Source organism: Embleya sp. NPDC001921 (assembly GCF_053594475.1).
The window spans coordinates 54,549-75,403 of record NZ_JBSFEO010000057.1; the positions used below are offsets into that span (position 1 = coordinate 54,549).

10 protein-coding genes are annotated in these 20,855 nt (G+C 72.8%); 4 read left to right on the plus strand and 6 right to left on the minus strand.

Features of this window, described 5'->3' with window-relative positions; translation table 11 throughout:
* Positions 1-42: 42 nt before the first annotated feature.
* The gene (locus ACWCPW_RS43825; protein ID WP_449767217.1) at positions 43-1,278 is read right to left on the minus strand and encodes an amidohydrolase family protein; all 1,236 of its coding nucleotides are present in this window, start codon (positions 1,276-1,278) and stop codon (positions 43-45) included.
* A 333-nt stretch (positions 1,279-1,611) separates the two neighbouring features.
* On the opposite strand from ACWCPW_RS43825, the gene ACWCPW_RS43830 reads away from it, so the two are divergent.
* The 3 genes from ACWCPW_RS43830 (at position 1,612) to ACWCPW_RS43840 (ending at position 4,767) form a co-directional block, all read left to right on the plus strand.
* Positions 1,612-3,141: an FAD-dependent monooxygenase gene (locus ACWCPW_RS43830; protein WP_449767218.1), complete on the plus strand. Its 1,530-nt coding sequence runs from the start codon at positions 1,612-1,614 to the stop codon at positions 3,139-3,141.
* Positions 3,142-3,256: 115 nt separating this feature from the next.
* Positions 3,257-4,558 (plus strand): cytochrome P450, encoded by a 1,302-nt coding sequence (locus ACWCPW_RS43835; protein ID WP_449767219.1) that lies wholly within the window; start codon positions 3,257-3,259, stop codon positions 4,556-4,558.
* Between the two features lie 5 nt (positions 4,559-4,563).
* Positions 4,564-4,767: a ferredoxin gene (locus ACWCPW_RS43840; RefSeq protein WP_449767220.1), complete on the plus strand. Its 204-nt coding sequence runs from the start codon at positions 4,564-4,566 to the stop codon at positions 4,765-4,767.
* Between the two features lie 45 nt (positions 4,768-4,812).
* On the opposite strand, the gene ACWCPW_RS43845 is transcribed toward ACWCPW_RS43840, so the two are convergent.
* The 3 genes from ACWCPW_RS43845 to ACWCPW_RS43855 all read right to left on the minus strand — a co-directional run bounded on the left by ACWCPW_RS43845 (position 4,813) and on the right by ACWCPW_RS43855 (position 11,615).
* On the minus strand, positions 4,813-5,589 hold the full coding sequence (locus ACWCPW_RS43845; RefSeq protein ID WP_449767221.1) for an AfsR/SARP family transcriptional regulator: 777 nt from the start codon (positions 5,587-5,589) through the stop codon (positions 4,813-4,815).
* A gap of 425 nt (positions 5,590-6,014) precedes the next feature.
* Positions 6,015-9,497, minus strand: coding sequence for an AAA family ATPase (locus ACWCPW_RS43850; RefSeq protein WP_449767222.1), 3,483 nt, complete (start codon positions 9,495-9,497; stop codon positions 6,015-6,017).
* 819 nt (positions 9,498-10,316) lie between these two features.
* Positions 10,317-11,615, minus strand: coding sequence for an acyltransferase family protein (locus ACWCPW_RS43855; protein ID WP_449767223.1), 1,299 nt, complete (start codon positions 11,613-11,615; stop codon positions 10,317-10,319).
* A 322-nt stretch (positions 11,616-11,937) separates the two neighbouring features.
* Here ACWCPW_RS43855 and ACWCPW_RS43860 point away from each other — a divergent pair, with 322 nt between their 5' ends.
* On the plus strand, positions 11,938-12,540 hold the full coding sequence (locus tag ACWCPW_RS43860) for a TetR/AcrR family transcriptional regulator (protein WP_449767224.1): 603 nt from the start codon (positions 11,938-11,940) through the stop codon (positions 12,538-12,540).
* Positions 12,541-12,800: 260 nt separating this feature from the next.
* Here the strand turns inward: ACWCPW_RS43860 and ACWCPW_RS43865 are convergent, their stop codons facing one another.
* Positions 12,801-17,492, minus strand: coding sequence for a type I polyketide synthase (locus ACWCPW_RS43865; RefSeq protein WP_449767225.1), 4,692 nt, complete (start codon positions 17,490-17,492; stop codon positions 12,801-12,803).
* A 199-nt stretch (positions 17,493-17,691) separates the two neighbouring features.
* Positions 17,692-20,855: SDR family NAD(P)-dependent oxidoreductase (locus tag ACWCPW_RS43870; protein ID WP_449767226.1), on the minus strand; the 3,164-nt coding region annotated here is incomplete at its 5' end.

Below are 20,855 nucleotides of genomic sequence, written 5' to 3' on the forward strand. Positions count from 1 at the left end.
CCCGGGGGCGGGCGGGCGGTCCTCGGCCGGCCCGCCCGGCGCTCAGCGGTCGGCGTGGAGCCGGGCCTCGACCTCGGCCGGCGGCAGATGCGCGCGGCCGTCGGCCAGTACCAGCCGCACCGCGCGCAGCGCCGCGAGATCGGCGCGCGGATCGCCGGCGACGACCACCAGGTCGGCGGCGAAGCCCGGGGCCAGCCGCCCGGTGCGATCACCCAGCCCGAGCCCGTCCGCCGCGTTCGTGGTGGCCATCTCCAACACGTCGGTGTTGGCCAGGCCGGACCGTGCCAGCCACTCCAGGCCAATCACGTAGGCGTCGAAGCGCGCCCCCGCGATGCCGGCGTCGGTACCGGCCATCAGGCGCACGCCGTGTTCGTGCAACACCCGGGCCACGTCCAGCCACGGGCCCATCGCCTCGTGGCCGATCCGATCCCGGGTCAGATCGAACGCGCGACTGAAGGTGGGACACACGAACACCCCGCGCTCGGCGATCTCGCGGACCAGGTCCAGCCGTACGTCCGGACCCGCCGCCGGGCCCGCCTCCGGGATGAACGTGCAGTGCTCCAGGGTGTCCGCGCCCGCCGCCAGCGCCGCCTCGACGCCGACCGCGCCGTGCGCGTGCGCGGCCACCCGCAGTCCGGCGGCGTGCGCCTCGCGCACGACCAGCTCGATCGCGTCCGCGCCGAACTGGCGCTGCCACGCCTGGGGGCCGCCGGGGGTCAGGTTGCCGCCGGTCGCCATCACCTTGAGCACGTCCGCGCCGGAGGCGATGTGCGCGCGGGTCGTGGCGAGCAACTCGTCGTGGTCGGCCACCTCGCCACCGAGGAACCAGCAGTGCCCGCCGGGCACGGTAAGCGGCGTGTTCGCGGCGAGCACCCGCGGCCCCGGCAACAGCCCGGCGGCGATCGCGTCCCGCAACCGCCGGGCCAAGCCGCCCCGATCGCCGAGATCGCGCACCGTGGTCACGCCGCTGTCCAGCAGCAGCCGGGCCCGGCTCGCCATCGCCGGCAGCAGGTCCAGGTCGTCGACCCCGGCCAACGCGGCCACCGGATCCGCGCTCGCGTCGAACACGAGATGGACGTGGCTGTCGATCAACCCCGGCAGGACGCTGGCGCCCGGATGATCGGACACCGGTGTGCCGGCCGGCGCCCGGGCCAGGACCTCGGCCCGCGGGCCCACGTCCCGGACCAGTCCGTCCGCCACCAGGACCGCCCCGTCGGGCACCTCCGGGGCCCCCGCGCCGGGCAACACCCGGTCGGCGGCGATGATCCGTGCTGTCATGGACTGCTTCTCCTCGGCACCGTGAGACCGCGACCGCCGGGCGGGGCCACGCCCGCGGCAGGCCCTCCCACTGCCTCGCCGACGGGTGCCCCCGGTCGTTCGCGCCCACTGTCACAGCCGGTTCTAAAGCGACTCTTACGACCGGTCACGGCGCCGGTGCCGGCGGCTCACCGGCCCGCTCGCCGGGATGCCGGGGCGGCGCTCGCCGGCCCGGGTGAAGGGCGCCCTCGAACGCCCCCGCGAGCCCGGCCGCCCGGCGCCCTTAAGCCCAGCCTTAGCCGTTGCGCTCAAGCTCTGGGCCGACCCCCAACGCCCAGCGCGGAGGAGAAGAGCATGAGCCGCACCGTCGTGATCGCCGGGGGAGGCCCCACCGGTCTCCTGCTCGCGTGCGAACTCGCCCTGGCCGGCGCCGAACCCGTCGTGGTGGAAGCGCGCACCGACGATCCCGAGTTCTCCCCGGGCATGGCCGTGCACGGCCGCACCCTGGAGATCCTGGAACAGCGCGCACTCGCGGACCGCATCGGGGAACACGAGATGTTCGCCTGGCCGCGCACCCCGTTCGCCTTCCACTGGCTCGACCTGAGGTCGGTCGGCCCGACCGAATACACCTACGCCTACCCGCAGTGGCGCCTGGAGCGGCTGCTGCGCGCGCGGGCCGGCGAACTGGGCGTGGAACTGCGCCGAGGCGTGCGGGTGAGCGACTACACCCAGGACGCGGACGGCGTCACGGTCCACACCCGCGCCGAGGACGGCACCGAGGAGACCTTGCGCGCCGCCTACCTGGTCGGCGCGGACGGCGCGGACAGCACCGTACGGCGGTTGGCCGGCATCGAGTTCGTCGCGTCCGGCAAGGAGTACGCCGGGGTGCTCGGCGACGTGGAACTCGAGGAGAGCGAGCACGACACCTTCGACGGCGGCCTGTACCCGGCCGGGGTGTTCGGCGCGCTGCCGCTCCAGCCGGGCCGGTTGCGGCTGATGACGATCGAGTTCGGCGCCACACCGCCGGCCGCCGACGTGCCGGTGAGCACCGAGGAACTGCTCGACAGCGTACGGCGGGTGCTGGGCAAGGCGCCCCGGGTGGCCCGGACGCACTACCTCGCCCGCTACGGCGGCCCCACCCGGCTGGCCGAACGCTACCGGGACGGGCGGGTGTTCCTGGCCGGCGACGCCGCCCACGTGCTGTTCATCTCCGGCACGCAAGGCGTCAACACCGGCCTGCACGACGCGCTCAACCTGGGCTGGAAGCTGGCCGCGACGCTGGCCGGGCACGCCCCGGCCGGCCTGCTCGACAGCTACGAGGGCGAGCGTCGCCCGGTCGGCGAGCGGGTCGCGCTGCACTCGCGGGCCCAGATGGCGCTGATGCACCCGCTGGCCGAGATCACCCCGCTGCGCGACATGGTCGCCGAACTCACCGCGATCGAAAGCGTCAACCGGCACCTGTTGGAGATGACCACGGCGGTCGGCTACCCGGCCCCGGCCGACGCCGACCCGGGCGCCGACCCGCACGCGCTGGTCGGCCGGCGGGTCCCGGCGGTCACGCTGGACCCCGGTGCCGGCGACACCAAGCTGCTCGAACTCCTGCGCACCGGACGCGGCCTGCTCGTGGACCTGACCGGCGGCGCGGGCGGCGGGGCCGACCCGGCCGAGGCGATCGCGTGGGCCGACCGCGTCGACATCGTCACCGCCGACTCCACCGAACCGGCCCTGGACGCGACGCTCGTCCTGGTCCGCCCGGACGGGTTCGTCGCGTGGGCCGACGACGCGGCCGGCGCCCGGGCCAAGGGTCTGGGCGCTGCGTTGACCACGTGGTTCGGCGAACCCGACGAGGCGGCGTCCGCCGCGCCCGCGACCCCATCCGCCTGACCGGACCGCGGCGGCGCGCGCGCTCGCCGAGCGATCGACGACGGGCCGCCGCACGTGCGGATCCCCCCACCGGCGTCGTCCTTCGGGCCGATCCAGGACATGAAGGAGCAGGAGCATGACCGACCCCACCCGGACCCAAGACCCGGCGGCGAACCCGCCCCCGGCACCGACTCGGGCGCCGATCCCGCCCCCGGCATCGGTGCCCCAGGCGCCGGCCACCGTCGAGGAGCGCTCCCGGCAGTGGAGCCTGTACCAGCCCTGGCTTCAGCAGGACCCGATCCCGTACTGGAAGCAGATGCGCGCGAGCGCGCCGATCGTGCGCTCCGAGGAGGCGGGCGGCTTTTGGATCCTCACCCGCTATGAGGACATCGAATGGGCGGCGCGCAGCCCCGAGTTGTTCTCCAACGCCGAACTGGTCATCCCGCACCGGCAGATCTTCCCGACCAAGCAGATCCCGATCCAGCTCGACGGCGAGGACCACCGCAAGTGGCGCCTGACGCTGGCGAGTCTGTTCAACCCCGGAGTGGTCAACCACTTCGCGCCCCGGATCCGGGAGGCCGCCGTGGACGCGATCGAGCCGATCGTGGCCGCCGGGCGCTGCGAGTTCCTCACCGACTTCGGCATCCAACTGCCCGCCGAGACCTTCCTGATCAGCTTCGGGATCGGCCGGGAGCACCTGCGCACACTGCTCGACCACAAGACCTGGCTGCGGCGCGAGGGCATCCCAAACGCCCGTACCGACGAGGACCTGCGGGTGGCGAACAAGCCGCTGTGGGACTTCTTCGGCGAGGCGATCGACCAGCGCCGCGCGGAGGGCACCCAGGGCCGCCGGGACGTGATCAGCCAACTCGTCGAGGGACGCTTCGACGGCCGTGAACTCACCCGCGACGAGATGATCAACGCCGCGTTCGTGACCATGCTCGCCAGCCTGGACAGCACCACCGCGCAACTCGGTCTGATCTTCCTGTACCTGGCCCGACACCCCGAGGTCCAGGACCTGATCAACGCGAATCCCGACCGGATCCCCGCCGTGGTCGAGGAACTCATCCGGCACGAACCGGTCTCCTCGACCGGGCGTCTGGTCACCCGCGACGTCGAGCGGCACGGCGTGACCATGCGCAAGGGCGATCGGGTGTTGTTGTCCTGGGGCATGTCGGGCCTGGACCCGGACGCGTTCGAGAACCCCGACGAGGTGGACTTCGACCGCAACGCCACCCGTCAACTCGCCTTCGGCACCGGACCGCACCGGTGCCTGGGGATGCACCTCGCGCGCCGGATCATCGGCATCGCGATCGAGGAGTGGCACAAGCGCGTGCCGAACTACCACGTCGCCGAGGGCACCGTGCCGCTGCACCACTACTCGCCCGGTCGCGGGTTGCACAACCTCGACCTCGTGCTCGGCCGGGCGCAGGGGTAGCGGGCATGCGCGTCCGGGTGAACTCCGACGCCTGCATGGGGCATTCCATGTGCAGCGCACTGGCCTCGGAGGTCTACGAGGTCACCGACGAGGGTTTCAACGAGATGGGCGACTTCGAGGTCGACGCGGCCCGCCGGGCCGCCGCCCTGCGCGGCGCCCGGGCCTGTCCGGAGAAGGCCATCACGATCGCGGAGGAGCCGACCGCGTGATGCGCGGCCCGTCGGCGACCCACCCGGGCCGCCGACGGGCCGACGTCAACTCGCGAGCCTGGTGTCGAGTTGCTCGTCGGCGGTCAGGATCGCCAATTGCAGGTCCCGCAACGCCCGCCCCGGCTCCAGGCCCAGTTCGCCGTTGAGCGTCTCCCGGGCCTGCTGGTACACCCGCAGCGCGTCCGCCTGCCGCTCCGAGCGGTACAGCGCCAGCATCAACTGCCGATGGAACACCTCACGCAGCGGGTGCTCGGTGGTCAGCGCGTACAGCGGGCCGACCAACTCCCGGTGCAGGCCCAGTTCCAGCTCGGCCTCCACCAGCAACTCGGTGCATTCCAGCCGGGCTTCCTCAAGCCAGGTCATGAACCCGCGGATCAGCGGGCCCTGGCCGTACGGCTCCCCGAGCGCCGGCCCGCGCCACAGGTCCCGGGCGGCCCGCAACGACTCGGACGCCTGGTGGTAGGCGCCGACCCGCAGATGCGCGCGCCCCTGTTGCACATGGCGCTGGAAGGTCCACAGGTCGAGGTCCTCCGGCGCCATCCGCAGCAGATATCCCGGTGCCCCGGTGACGATCGGGCCTTCGGGATCGTCCGGCCTGCCGATCAACCGCCTGAGCTGGGACACGTACACATGCAGTGCGGCTGTCACCCGGCGAGGCGGATTCTCGCCCCATATCTCGTCGATCAGTTGATCTATCGAGACGACCTGATTGCCTCGGATGACCAGTGCGGCCAGCAGTGTGCGCAGTTTGGGCGCGCTGATCGGGGCGCCGTTGCCCGCCTCGTCGATGACGTGCAGTGGGCCCAGGATCGAATATCGCATGACTTCCCCCATGGGTTTCGGTCGAGGCGGGCGGTCCGGCCGGCGTGGCCGGCCCGGGCGGACCGCACTCGACGCGATGACGAATGGTCGGGGTATCGCGCGCCGTCGGGCGACGTCCCGTCGAGACCCGGTGCCGGCCGGACTCGGACGCCGGCGGCCATATACGGAGCCTCACCACGATTGTGTCTCGCCCGGACCCCGGTCACGCCCCCCGGGCACCCCAGCATGCCCCCAGCCATCCGCCCACGGGTGGCACCGAAACCGGTATGGGAAACCACCGGGGCGGGGCGGATCCGAGCACGAACGGCGGCCCGGGGATTGAAGACACGCTCCAGGCCCGGCGGACCCCGGCCCCCGGCCCCGGGCCGCCGGGGCAAGGACGCGGGACCGGCGCCGCCGCGGCCGGTCCCGGTTTCGTCGGTGGGTCAGGCGCTCTCGGTGCCGTCCGTCTCCAGAGTGTCGCCCAGCTCGGCGCGGGAATTGATGCCGAGTTTGCGGTAGACCTGGCTGAGATGCCACTCGACGGTCTTGACCGTCACGAACAGCGTGTGGGCGATCTCCTGGTTGCGGTATCCGGCCGCGGCCAGGTCCGCGACCCGGCGCTCCTGGGGTGTCAGACCGGTCTGGCCGGTCCGGCGCGGCTGCCGGCCCCGGGTGCGCGAGGTGATCGCGTCGAGCTCCTCCCGGGCGCGGGTGACCAGCGCGGTCGCCCCGCAACTCTCGGCCAGGTCGGCCGCCTCGCGCAACCGGCAACGGGCCTGCATGTGCTGGTCGTTGTGCCGGTGCGCGATGCCCAGTTCGAGCAGGGTCAGGGTGTGGTCGGGCACCGCCGGGGTGGTGCGGATGTGCTGGAGGGCCTCCTCCAGGATCCGTACCCGGTCGGTACCGCGCGCGGTCTGCGCGGTGGCCCGCAACGCGCCGGCGATGGTGCGCGGCGCCCCGAACGCGCGCCCGGCGGGCACCTGGGTCTCGGCCAGCGCCCGGGCCTCGTCGGTACGGCCGAGCCGGACCAGCGCGGTGACCGCGTCGATGGTGGGCAGGAACGCGACCGGGGTCGGCGCGGTCCAGCGATGGAAGAGCGCCCTGGCGTGCAGGATGTCGTCGAGCGCGTTCTCCGAGTGCCCCTGGGCCAGCCGTACCCGCCCCCGGGCGACCAGCAGCGGCAGCAGGGTCAGGGTCTGCGGCGTGTCCAGGTCCGGCGCGTCCTCCAACAGCCGCGCCGCGCCGCTGAGATCGCCCCGGACGGCCAAGGTCGACGCCAGCGCGGCGGTGGCCAGGCACAACACGCTCCCCGGCGGTGGCGGGGCGTCGGCGGCGACGTCCGGATGGATCGCCCGCAGGGCCGTGCGCGCGTCGGTCTCGGCCTCCGCGAGCATGCCGCGCTGCCAGCGGACCCAGGCCCGCGAGGCCCGGGCGGCGTCCGCGGCCAGGGTCAGGTTCTGATCGCGCGCGTCGGAGAGGACGCGGGTGAGCAGCGTGTCCGACTCGGTCAGCCGGTTGCAGTGCGCGAGCGCCCCGGCCAGCAGCAGGATGGGATGCAACTCCCCGTCCGGCCCGGTGACCAGTCGTCCGTACGCGAAGCAGCCCTGGGTGAGCGCGTGTTGCACGCGTTCGACGATCTGTTGGGCGGGCCTGCCCTCGCTCAGCGCCCGCACGGTGTCGGCGGCGATGAGCACCCGGCGGATGTCGGCGCAGACGCAGTCGGGCCCCCATCGTGTGGTGGGCACCGGGTTGGTGGCCGGGTCGTCGCACTGGTGCTCGCCGGCCCACTCGCCGAGGCCGGCCACCTCGCGGGCGGCGACATGCCGGGTGGCGGGCATCAGTTGGGCGACCACGGTCAGGGCCATGCACACCCGCAGGAAGCCCTCGCCGTCGGGGTCGGAGCCGTCCGTCGGCAGGACGGCGGCCAGTTCCTCGCGCAACCCCTGGAGCAGTGTGATCGCCTCGTCGTGCCGGCACGCGGCCACCAGCGCCGAGGCCAGATCCACACCGACCCGGGCCCGGGCCTCGGGATCGGGCGCGGCGTCCAAGGCCTGGGCCAGTCGGCGGCAGGCGTGCCCGCCACGCGCGCGCAACTCGGCCCGGCCCAGTGTCGCGGACAGCGCGGGCACGGTCGCGGGCGGCGCGGGTTCGTGCAGGGCCCGGCGCAGATAGCGCACCGCCGCCCCGGGATCACCGTGGGCCAGGGCGCTGCGCCCGGCCACCGCCAGGACGTCCGCGACCCAGGGATCCGCGGCCGGCGGTACCTCCATCAGATGGTCCGCGGCCTCGCCCGCCGCCTCACCCTGCAACGTGCCCGCGCCGGTCAGCGCCCGCGCGGCCCGCACATGCGCGCGGTGGCGCAGGCGCAGCGGCAGATCCCGGTACAACGTCTCGCGCACGGTCGGGTGGACGAAGCGCAACGGCGAACCGGGGTGCACCATGCCCAGTTCGACCAGGACGCCCACCGCCTCGGTGGCCTCGGCCCGGCTCAACCCGGCGATCTGGCCCACCAGTACCGGATCCGCGGTCAACCCCACGACCGCCATCGCCTCCGCGAACACCGCGACCGGGCCGGGCGACAGCCGCAGCCGGCGCACCACGCTGCGCGAGACGCTGCCCGGCGCGAGCCGGGAGACCCGGGCCACCACGTCCCCGCAACGCCCCTCCTCGGCGGGGGCGTCGATCCCGTCCTCGGCGGGGACCGTACGCACGGACACCGCGCGCCGGGCCTCGCCGCGCTCGGCGCCGTCCCCGGGAGCCGGCCCGGGCACACCGGTGCCCAGGCCGCCGAACGCCGGGGCGGGCTCGCTCCGCCAGGTCACCGGGAACGTGCCGCCCGCCCGGGAGGTGAACACACCGGCCCGCCCGTTGCCGGCGACCGGCCCGTCGGCGCGCGTTCCGGATCCCACCTCGACCAGCGCGCCCCGCGCGCGGTCCTCGGCGCCCAGGACCGCCTCGCCGGCCCGTACGCTCCGGTCGACGGCCTTCCCGAAGGCCACCGCCCCGGTATCGCCGCCGGGTGCCGAACCGGCCCACGGGCCCACCGGGACGGACACGCGACGGGCCTCGCCCGCCCGGGACAACACCCGCGCCCCCTCGCCGTCGGGGCCGGCCGGTTCGGGAACGACCGCGGCGGGCAGGCCGGGAGCCTCGACCGGAACCACGCCGTCCGCCTGGAGTTCACCCAGCAACTCGCGCAGGAAGAACGGGTTGCCACCGGTGGCCTCGTGGCACAACCGGGCGAATCCGGTGCCCTGATCGGCGCCGACCACGCGGATCACCAACTCGCGCACGCCCGTCTCGGTCAACGGCTCGGCGCGGACGACCCGGGCCAGCGGCGAGGAGACCATCGCGCGCACCACGTCCGCCTGCGGTCCCCAGCGCATCGACTCGGTGGCCACCGCCACGACCACGGGCAACTCGTCCAGCCGGGTGGCCAGATAATGCAGGAAACGCAGGGACGACTCGTCGGCCCATTGCACGTCGTCGACGACCAGCACCAGCGGCTCGCGGTCGGCGACATTCACGCACAGCCAATACAGACCGTGAAACAAAGCCTGTCGTTCGGCCGCGCTGCCCGGCCCGTCGTCGCCACCGAGCGGAAGCAGACCGCCGGCGTATTCGAACAACGGAGCCGACAATTCCGCCGCGCCGGACCACATGGCCGCCCGCAGCTCCGGCGGCGCGCAGGCCAGCAAAGGCTCGAACAATTGGCGCACGATCCCGAACGGAAAACTCTCCTCGAACCGCGAACCCCGGGCCTGGAGAATCCGGAATCCGCCCGTCGACGCCTCTTCGCGCAAGCCCAGGAGCAGCGACGACTTTCCGGCCCCGGCCGCGCCCTCCACCAACAACAATCGGCCGCGCCGGTCCCGGCAGCCGGTCAGCAGCTCCCCGAATATCGCCAACTCGCGTCCGCGTTCCACCAATCCGACCGTATCCCCGTGCATAACGGCACAACTCCATTCCCCCGCGCACACCAAATTCACCCCGGGCACATGGCACCGGGAAGGATTCGCCGACCTCGCCGATGTGGCGTGGGGCGGCGTGTTCGACCGCACCCGGAAACGGGGGCGGTCGAATGCGACGTCGAATGTCGCGATCCGATGCCTTGGGGAGGATCACCGTCCACCGGGGCGGGCGGATGGGGCGACTCCGGCTGATTCGGACGCGAGACGAGTGGCCCTACGGGCGCGGACAGTGCCCCGGACAGCAGTGGTCGGAGGTGGTTCCCGCGTGGATCGCTGAGGTGGAGCGGTGTCGAATGAAGCGCATCACGATGACCCCTCGAGTGCTGTCAACGTCCTCGGCTGTAGGCCCCGGGTCGGTCGGGCCCGCAGGGTTCAGGTGCGGGATCAGGCTAACCCGACACTCTCTCCGTTTAGCTGTTCGATCCGCCCCGCACGCGGTTTTCGGTCACCCGCCAACCGGACGTCTCTTCGCTCCGGGCACTCGTGGGCGCCGGATCAGCCCTGGTCCGCGACGGCCGGACGGCCAACGACCCGGTGATCACACGAGTCGTAACGCAACCGGCCGTGGCCGGTCACCGAGTGCAGATCTTGTCTGAAAATCCGCTCCGGGCGTGACCGAGCGTCCAACGGGCGGACACGCTGGGGAAACCGGACGGAAACAGAGGACGCCCTCCCCGTGGGTCCGTCGCCCGAGGGGCGAAGAACGAACGAGGAGGGCGAAGGTGCGACGCGGACGCCGCGCCGGTGCTGCCGGAGGCCTTGGGTGACGGGCCGTCAGTCCACGATGGACGGCTCGCCGCGAGCGGACGACGCGTTCGCCGCCGGCAGCGCCGGGAGCTGTGCGGACGACCCGGCGCCCGGACCGCCGCGCGGATCGGACGAGGAACCCGGGCCACCGCCGGAATCGGAACCGGCGGCCGGTCCGCCGCGGGAGTCGGGCTCGGCGGCCGCCTCGATCGGGGCGGGCCGCCGCCTCGGCCGGGCGAATCGCGCCATCGCGGGCTGCTCCACCACGGCGTGCAGGACCGCGCTCAGCGCCAGCGCCACCAGGAGCAGCCCCGCCAGCACACCGAACGCGCCCGGGGTGCTCCAGGTCCGGTGCAGACCCAACCAGCGATGCCCGTAGGACAGCACGAGTTGGTGCAACAGGTAGAACGCGAACGAGATCTCGCCGAGCCGAACCACGAACCGACTGCCGAGCCACGACCGCGCGCCGCGCACGTCGGCCGCGGCCACCGAGGAGATCAACAGCGCGATCGGCACCACCATCACCGCGACGATGGAGAACAGCGTCGACGCGTGCTTGAGCCCTACGAACGCCCCGATCGCCAGCGCCAGCGCGGGCAGCCGACCGAGCGGGATCCACCGACCGGTCAGCACGATCCGCGCCATCAGCATGCCCAGCACGAACTCCAGCATCCGCACCGGCGGGAACGCGTACACGAACCAGAACCTGGGGAAGGACACCGACACCGGCGGCGGGAACATCACGCCGCCCTGGATGAGTTCGGCCACCAGCGGCATCACCGCCACCACCGCCGCCACGCCCGCCGCCGCCGGCCACAGGTAGCGGCCCGGGATGCGCTTGATCCCCACCAGCAGCAGCGGGAACGAGAGATAGAAGAACAACTCGCAGGCCAGCGACCACGTGGGCGGGTTCACCCCGAGGAAGATCTCCAGGTCGGGAATCCAGGACTGGATCAGCAGCAGGTTCGGGACCAGGACCCTCGCCTCGAGCACCCGATCGGTGGTGCTCAACAAGATCGCGGCGAGGACGACCGCGACCACCGTGTTCGGATACACCTTCGCCGCGCGTCGGCGCCAGAAGGCCCGGGCGGTGTCGCCGGCCCGAGCGGACCAGGTCAACACGAAGCCGCTGAGCACGAAGAAGAAGGCGACCCCCACATATCCGGAACCGCGCACGACGTCATTGAAGTCGGCGCTGAAACCGGCGTCCCGGAACAACCGCTGATCCGAGGCGTGCGCGAGGAACACCATCAGTGCGGCGAAGAACCGCATGCCGGTGAGAGAGGGCAGCGTGCTCTGTTTCTTTGCGGAATCGATTCCGGTCATGGATCGCCATTCCTGTCGGCGGCCCGGCAACGGCGGGCGGTACGGGCGGGGAGCCGATCGACCGCGCCGAGCGCTCCGGGCCGAGCCGGTATCACGCGGCGGTCGGTTCGAGCGTGCGGTCGCGGGCTTAAGCCGTTCTTTGCTCGCGCTAATCCCGCCCTTGGGACTCGGCAATCGACCGAAAGGCGGTCCCAGGCAGGCCCGATGCGGCACCGGACGCCGCACCCGCCGGGGTACCGTGTACAAAGGCCGTTCGGCCCCCGACGTATCCTGGACGCCCCGTTTCCAGGATTTCGGCAACCGTGCAACCAGGGGATCGGCGATGACGACTGAGCAGCCCCCGGCACGTGCGATGCGCGCGGACGCCCGGCGCAACTACGAACGGCTGATCGTCGCGGCCGGCGAGGCATTCTCCGAGCACGGGCCGGACGCGCCGCTGGACGACATCGTGCGCCGCGCCGGGGTCAGCCCCGGCACGCTGTACCGCAACTTCCCGACCCGACACGCACTGCTCGAAGCGGTGTTCCACGACGGCGTCGAAGGGCTGTGCGGCGAGGCACAGGCCCTGCTGGGGGCACCTGTGCCCGAGGAGGCGCTGGCCACCTGGCTGCGCTCGGTGATCGCCTACGCGACCACCTACCGCGGGCTCGCCGCGTCGCTGATGGCCACCATGCTCGAACAGGAATCCACCGCGTCCTCGTGCCACACCCGGATGCGCTCGGCCGGCGCCGCGTTGCTCCTGCGCGCCCAGCAGGCCGGCACCGTGCGCAAGGACACCGACATCTCCGACCTGCTCAAGATCGCCAACGGCATCGCCTGGGCGATCGAGCAGGCCCCCAGCGACGCGGGCCAGACCGACCGGCTCCTCGAACTCACCATGGGCGGCCTGCGCACCGCCGCGGCCACACCGGCGCGGGCCGGCTGACCGACCGGCGCCCCGCGCCGACGGAGAACCCGGGCCTGTTCCCGATCGCGGGAGCGAGCACCCGGGCATGCTCCCAGTCGCGGGAGCGAGCACCCGGGCATGTTCCCCGGTCACGGCAGCGAGCAGCCGTCGACGGACCCCGGCCACGGCACCCGAGCACCTGGGCACGTTCTTGGTGACGGCAGCGAGCACGCACACCCGGGTACGGCGTCCCGCGACCGCATCGGTCGCGGGACGCCGTACGCGTACCGGGAGTTCGCTCAGACGGCGGCCGGGACCGGCTCGCTCGCCTCGATCTCCAGCCGCAGGAACCGGGCCAGCGCGCCGGGCGTCGGATTGTCGAACACCGCCACCGTGGCCAGCTCGACCCCGATCGCGGCACTGAGCAGATTGCGCAACTCCAGTGCGGTGAACGAGGAGAAACCCAACGCGACGAAGTCCTCGTCGGCGTCGATCGCCGCGCCCGACCCGTGCCCGAGCAGCGCCGCCACGTGCCCGAGCACGATGTCGAGCAGCACCCGCTCGCCCTCCGCGTCGTCGGCCTCCAGCACCCGCCGCCGAACCTCGACGGACCGATCACCCGCGTCGGCCGCCGCCCCGGCACCGGCCGGGCCCGACGGGGCGCCCGTCGCCGCGAGATCGCGCACCAGCGCGGCCGTGCCCACCGCCGGGAAACGGGCCGACAGGCGATCCCACGCGACATCCGCGACGACCAGGCTCGGCACGTCCCGATCCGGCGCCTGAGCCAGCGCCTCGAACAACGCCTCGATCGCCGGCTGCGGCGCCACCGGCCGCAACCCGTCCGCCTCGGCCGCCCCCGCACCGGTCGAGACCCACGGACCCCACGCCACCACGCCGGCCGGCAGCCCCCGCTGCCGGCGCGCGTGGGCGAGCGCCTCCAGGTACGCGTGTGTACCGGCGTCGGCCGGATCCGGCGAGGTGCCCAGCAGGCCGGCCAGCGAGGAGAAGAGCACGAACGCGGACAGGTCCAGGTGCTCGGTGGCCCGATCCAGGTTCGCCGCCGCCGACCGGTGAACGGCCTCATCCACGACGGTGATTGCCTCGTACTCGGCGGTCGGGGCGGGGGCCGTGTGCAGCACCGCCGCCAGCGGGTGCTCGGCCGGGACCAGCGCGAGCAGCCGCGCCGTCTCGGCCGGATCCGCCGGGTCGCACACGGCAACCGTCACCCGCGTGCCCAGGCCGGCCAACTCCCCCTCCAGCGCCGACGTGTCACCCGGGACGGCCCGGGTGAGCAGGAGATGATCGGCGCCGCGTCGGGCCAGCCACCGGGCGACCTGGGCACCGAGGGATGTGGTGCCCTCGGTGATCAGCGTGGTGCCACGCGGCTTCCAGCCGTCGCCGTCTACCGCCCGCGCAACGGGCGCGGCCCGCACCAGCCGGCGGACGAACACCCCGGCGGCCCGAATCGCCACCTGGTCCTCGATGTCGGCATCCGCCAGTACGCCGGCCAGCCGCGCCGTCGCCCGCTCGTCCGGCCGCTCGGGCAGATCCAACAGGCGGACCGAACCCGGACCGTCCGGTGCGCCCGTACCCGCCGCCCGGGCCAGGCCCCACGCGAGCGCGCGGTCCGGCCGGGCCGGCGCGGCGTCGCCACGGAGCGCGACCGCGTCGTGGGTGACCAACCACAGTGGCGCCTTGATCCCGCTCTCCGCCAGCACCCGCACCAGTCGACCGGCCGGGTCCGGGTCGACCGGCGCCAGGGCCAGCACCCCGTCCGGGTCGCAATACCGCGCCAGGGCGGCGGGCAACGCGTCCACGTCCGGCGCGCCGTCCGCGGCGACCGGGACCTCGATCCGGATCGGCTGCGTGCCATGCCGACCGAGCGCGGCGAACACGTCGTCGGCGGCCGGATGATCCGCCGGCGCGAGCAGCAGCCACGTGCCCGACAGCACCGCATTCGACGGCTCCGGTACCGGCTGCCAGACCACCCGGTGCCACCACCGGCGCTGCCGCCGCCACGCGGTCAGCGCGGGCAACAACGCACGCAGGGCGGCCTGTCCGTCGGCATCCACGTGCAACGCGTCGGCCAGCGCGTCCGGATCGCCGTTCTCCACCGCCGTCCAGAAGCGCGCGTCGGCCGGTGCCTCCGCCACACCATCGAACCCGCCGTCGACGCCCGGGGATTCCGGTACGTCCAGCCACAGGCGCTGCCGCTGGTAGGCGTACGTCGGCAGGTCGACGGGCGGCGGCGGACCGGCGGGTCCGGTGAGTACCGACGGCCAGTCGACGGACACCCCGTGCAGGTGGGCGGTGGCCAACGCGGTGGCCACGCTCCGGGCCTGTGGGCGGTGTCCGCGCAGGAGCGGGACGAACGCCGATTCGCCCCGGGCACCGGACTCGTCCCGGCGGAGCGCGTGCACGGTCTCCTGCGCGAGGGTGGTGAGGGTGGTGTCGGGTCCGAGTTCGATGTAGGTGGTGACGTTTTTGTGGTGGAGGGTGGTGATGCCGTCGTGGAAGCGGACGGCGTGGCGGATGTGGTTGGTCCAGTAGGTGGGGTCGGTGAGTTGTTCGGTGGTGGCGATGGTGGCGGTGGTGTCGGAGACGATCGGGGTGTGTGGGGGGTGGTAGGTGAGGCTGCTCGCGATCGTGTGGAACTCGTCGAGGATCGGGTCCATGTGGGGTGAGTGGAATGCGTGGCTGACCTTGAGTTCCTTGGTCTTGCGACCTTCGATGCGTGCTTGTTCGGCGATGTGGAGGCAGAGTTCGCGGTCGCCGGAGATCACGGTGGCGTGGGGTGCGTTGTGCGCGGCGATGGAGACGAGGTGTTGGTGTCCGTCGAGGAGTTCGGCCAGTTCGTTCGGGGCGGCGGTGATGGCGATCATGGTGCCGCCGGTGGGTGCGGTTTGCATGAGGCGGGCTCGTGTGGTGACGAGGGTGGCGGCGTCGGGGAGGGTGAGGACTCCGGCGAGGTGTGCGGCGGTGAGTTCGCCGATGGAGTGGCCGATGAGGTAGTCGGGTGTGATGCCGTGATGGGTGAGGAGGTGGTGGAGCGCGATGTGCAGGGCGAACAGGGCGGGTTGGGTGTAGCGGGTCTGGTTGAGGAGTTCGGGGTGGTGGTCGATCACCTCGCGCAGTGGCTTGTCCAGGTGCGGATCGAGGTGGGCGCAGGCGTTCTCGAACGCCTCGGCGAACACCGGGTGAGTGACCCGTAGTTGACCGCCCATGCCGGGCCGTTGGCTGCCCTGGCCGGTGTACATGAACGCGACGCGACCCGCCGCGGGGGTGTGGTGGTGCCGGAGCGTCGTGGTGCTCACCTGGCCCTGGGCCAGTGCGGTGAGGCCGAGTAGGAAGTCCTCGCGCTTGTCGGCGACGACGGCCGCGCGGTGGTCGAACGTGGTCCGCCGGGTGGCGAGTGTGTGCGCGACGGCGATCGGGTCGATCTCGGGATGCGCGTCGATGTGCGCGTGCAGGCGCTGCGCCTGGTCCCGGAGCGCTTGCGGGGTACGGGCGGAGAGCAGCCACGGGACGGGGCGGGCATCGCCGGCCGCGGTGGTCGGATCGGCCGCCGGTGCCGTGTCGGGTTCGACGGTGGGTGCCTGCTCGATGATGAGGTGGGCGTTGGTGCCGCTGATGCCGAAGGAGGAGACGCCGGCGCGGCGGGGGTGGTCGGTGTCGGGCCACGGTTTTGCCTCGGTGAGCAGGGTGACCGCGCCTGCGGTCCAGTCCACGTGTGGTGACGGCTCGTCGACGTGCAGCGTCTTGGGCAGTATGCCGTGCCGCATGGCGAGGACCATCTTGATCACACCGGCGACGCCGGCGGCGGCCTGGGTGTGGCCGATGTTGGACTTCAACGAGCCGAGGTAGAGCGGGTGTTCGGCGGGCCGGTCCCGGCCGTAGGTGGCGAGCAGTGCCTGTGCCTCGATCGGGTCGCCGAGAGTGGTGCCGGTGCCGTGCGCCTCGACGGCGTCCACCTGATCGGCCGTCAGTCCGGCGCCGGTGAGGGCCTGCCGGATCACCCGTTGTTGGGAGGGGCCGTTGGGTGCGGTGAGTCCGTTGCTGGCGCCGTCCTGGTTGACGGCGGAGCCGCGCAGGACGGCGAGGACGGGGTGGCCGTTGCGTTCGGCGTCGGAGAGCCGCTCCAGCAGCAGCAGCCCGGCACCCTCGGCAAAGCCGGCGCCGTCCGCCGCCGCGGCGAACGACTTGCACCGCCCGTCGGGCGCGAGACCGCGCTGGCGGCTGAACTCGACGAACAGGCCCGGGGAGGCCATCACGGTGACGCCGCCGGCCAGGGCGAGCGTGCATTCGCCCTGACGCAGCGCGTGGGCGGCCAGGTGGATGGCGACCAGGGACGATGAGCACGCGGTGTCGATGGTCAACGCGGGCCCTTCGAGGCCGAACGTGTACGACAGGCGCCCCGACGCGATGCTGCTCGCACTGCCGTTGCCGATATATCCCTCGAACTCCTCGGCCGCGTGCTTCTGGAGCCGGGACCCGTAATCGCTGTACATCACGCCGGCGAACACGCCGGTACGGCTGCCGCGCAGCGAGGTCGGCTCGATCCCGGCGCGCTCGAACGCCTCCCAGGCCGTCTCCAGGAGCAACCGGTGTTGCGGGTCGGTGGCGATCGCCTCGCGCGGACTGATCCCGAAGAACTCCGGGTCGAAGTGGTGCGCGTCGTACAGGAAGCCGCCGTCGCGGGTGTAGGAGGTGCCGAGCCGATCGGGGTCGGGGTGGTAGAGCTCCTCGACCCCCCAACCCCGGTCGGTCGGGAAGCCGCCCACCGCGTCGGTGCCCTCGGCGACGAGCCGCCACAGGTCGTCGGGCGTGCGGACGCCGCCCGGATAGCGGCAGCTCATCGCGACGATCGCGATCGGCTCGCGGCCGCGACCGGCCTCCTTGGCCTCGACCTCCTGGAGCCGACGGCGGGTCTGGTGCAGGTCGTTGGTCACCCACTTGAGGTAGTCGACGAGCTTCTCTTCATTCGTTGCCATCGGAACTTCTCCTCGACAAGGAGGCGCACGTAGCGCGGGGCGCGCGGGTGGGGAGGCCTGGGTGGGTGGTCGGATGGGCGGCTGGGTGGTGTGGGTCGCGGTGGTGGCGACATGGGGGGAGAGGAGTGGGTCGGGGCGGACGGCGAGGTGCCGTGGGATCGGGCCGCGCGTGAGGGAGGCCTGGGTGGATGGGTGTGGGCTATTGGAGGGAACGGCCGAGTTCGTTGTCGATGAAGGCGAAGATGTCGTCCGTGGAGGCGGTGTCGATGCGGTCGGTGACGTCCGCGTCGGCGGTGGTCGCGGGGGCGGTCCAGCGGGAGAGCACCGCTTGCAGGCGTTGGGTGATGCGACCGCGCGTGGCCTCGTCCTCGGTGGCTTCCAGGCGCGCCAGGCTCGCCTCGAGGCGGTCCAGGTCGGCCAGCGCCGGCGCGGACGGCGAGATGCGGGGCGCGAGGCCGTCCCGGAGGTAGCCCGCCAGCGCGACCGGGGTCGGGTAGTCGAAGACCAGCGTCGCGGGCAGCCGCAAGCCGGTCGCGCCGTTGAGTCGGTTGCGCAACTCGACGGCGGTGAGCGAATCGAAGCCGAGATCGTTGAAGCCCTGATCGGCGACCACCGCTTCGGGACTCGCGTGCCCGAGTACGGCCGCCACCTGGCCGCGCACCAGGTCGAGCAGCAGCGCGGTCTGCTCGGCATCGGACAACCCGCTCAACCGGTCGGCGAGTGGCTCCGCACCGACGGCCGACGTGCGTCGACCGGGCAGCCGGATCAGCTCGCGCAGGATCGCCGGCAGCGTGCCGTCGGCGGCCTGCGCGCGCAACGCGGCCGGGTCGAGCCGGGCCGGCAGCAACGCCGGCGCGCCGAGTGCGAGCGCCGCGTCGAGCAACTCCAGCCCTTCCCGCGTGTCCAGCGGCAGCAGCCCGCCTCGGGTCACCCTGGCCCGATCGGTGGGGTCCAGGCCGCCGGTCAGCGCACTCGTCTCGGCCCACAGGCCCCACGCGAGCGACGTGCCGGCGAGCCCCCGGGCCCGACGATGGTGGGCGAGCGCGTCCAGGAACGTGTTCGCGGCGGCGTAGTTGGCCTGCCCGGGATTGCCGAAGCAACCCGCCGCCGAGGAGTAGAGGACGAAGTGGCTGAGGTCGTGGTCGCGGGTGAGTTCGTGCAGGTGCCAGGCCGCGTCGACCTTGGGCCGCAGGACCGCGTCGAGATGCTCTCCGGTGAGACCGGTGACGACGGAGTCCCGCAGCGTGCCGGCGGTGTGGATGACCGCACCGAGCGGGTGCCCGGCCGGGATCGCGTCGAGCACCTCGGCGAGCGCCGCGCGGTCGGCGGTGTCGCACGCGGTGATGGTCACGGTGGCGCCGAGGCCGATGAGTTCGTCGGCGAGATCGGCGGCACCCTCGGCCGCCGGACCGCGTCGGCTGGTCAACAGCAGGTGCCTGGCGCCGTGTTCGGTGACCAGGTGCCGCGCGGCCAGCCGGCCGAGCGTACCGGTCCCGCCGGTGATCAGGACCGTGCCCTCCGGGTCGAGGACGCGTGGCGCCGGGTCGTCCCCGCCGCTCGCCGACCCGGCCCGAGTCAGGCGCGGGACCAGAATTTTTCCGTCCCGCAGGGCCAGTTGCGGTTCGTCGCCCGCGACGGCGTACGCCAGGGCCCGGCGCGACCCGGCGCTGCCGTCGGTGTCGACCAGGGTGAACCGGTCGGGGTGCTCGCTCTGCGCGGACCGGAACAAGCCCCAGAGAGCCGCGCCCGCCAGATCGGGCGTGTCCTCGCCGGACCGGGTGGCGACGGCGCCGGTGGTGACCACCACGAGCCGGCTGTCGACGAGCCGCTCGTCCGCCAGCCACTCCTGGAGCAGGGCCAGCGCCTCGCCGACGGCCGTACGAACCGCCTTCGGCGCGGCATCCCCGTCGAGCGCGGACCCGACCGGCGCGAGGACTACGCCCGGCAGCGAGCCCGGAGACTCGTGCAACGCCGCACGCAGCGCGGCGAGATCGGCGTACGAAACGCCTTCGACGTCGGTGTGGTCGATCCGGCCGTCCGTACCCAGGGTGACCCAGGCACCCGCCCCGACCGGACCGGCCGGTACCGGCTGCCAACCCAGTCGGAACAGCGAGTCCGTCCCACCGCCGCCGCGCGCCGAGGCGAGCTGCTCGGGTGAGAGCGGACGTACCGTGAGGGATTCGACGGTGACCACCGGGGCGCCGGTGCGGTCGGCGACCTCCAGCGCGACAGCGTGCTCGCCGACGGGGGTGAGCCGCACCCGGACCGAAGTCGACGCGGTGCGGTGCAGCCGTACCCCGTTCCAGGAGAACGGGAGCACCACCGGCCGGGTCACCTCCGACGCGCTCGAATCCACCACCGGCTCCGGTGCCGGGGCCAGACCCATCGGGTGCAGTGCGGCGTCGAGGAGCGCGGGATGCAGGCCGAAGCGGGAGACGTCGGTGTCCGGGGGCAGGTCGACCTCGGCGTACAGCTCGTCGCCTAGCTGCCAGGCGACCCGGAGTCCTTGGAAGACCGGCCCGTAGCCGAGGCCGTGCAGCGCCAACCGGTCGTAGTGGTCCGACACATCCAGCTCGACCGCACCGGGCGGAGGCCAACTCGTCGCATCGAACGCTGGTGCCACAGAAGCGAATTCGTCCGCAGTGAGTGCGCCTACGGCGTGTCGGGTCCAGGGTTGCTCGGTGTTCGGGTCGTCGGTGCGGGAGTGGATGGTGATGGTGCGCCGGCCGGTGTCGTCGGGGGCGGTGAGCGCGACTTGGAGCTGGACGGCGCCCACGGTGGGAATGACGAGGGGGCTCTCCAGGGTGAGCTCCTCGAGGGCGACGGTGTCGGTCGCCTCCACCGCGTGCAGTGCGAGATCCAGGAAAGCGGTGCCCGGCAACAGGATGGTGTCCAGGACGGCGTGGTCCGCGAGCCACGGATGGGTGCGGACCGAGATCCGCCCGGTGAACAAGTGCGTTCCGGCGTCGGCGAGTTCGACGGCGGCGGTCAGCAGCGGGTGATCGACCGGGTGCAGCCCGAGCCCGGTCGCGTTCCGGTCCGAGGGCAGCGACTCGAGCCAGTAGGACTGGTGTTGGAAGGCGTAGGTGGGCAGTTGGGGATCGTCGGCGGTGGTGCGATGAGCGGGGATGTGTGAGGTCAGTGCGTGGTTGGTGCCGTGGGTGTGGAGGGTTGCGAGGCTGGTGGTGAAGTGGTGGTGGGTGCCTTGGTTGCGGCGGAGGGTTTCCACGACATGGACGTTCCGTCCTTCGGTGGTGTCGGTGATGGGGTGGGTGAGGACGGGGTGGGGGCTGGTTTCGATGTAGGTGTGGTGGCCGGTGGTGGTGAGTTGTTCGATGGTGGGTTGGAGGAGGACGGGGTTGC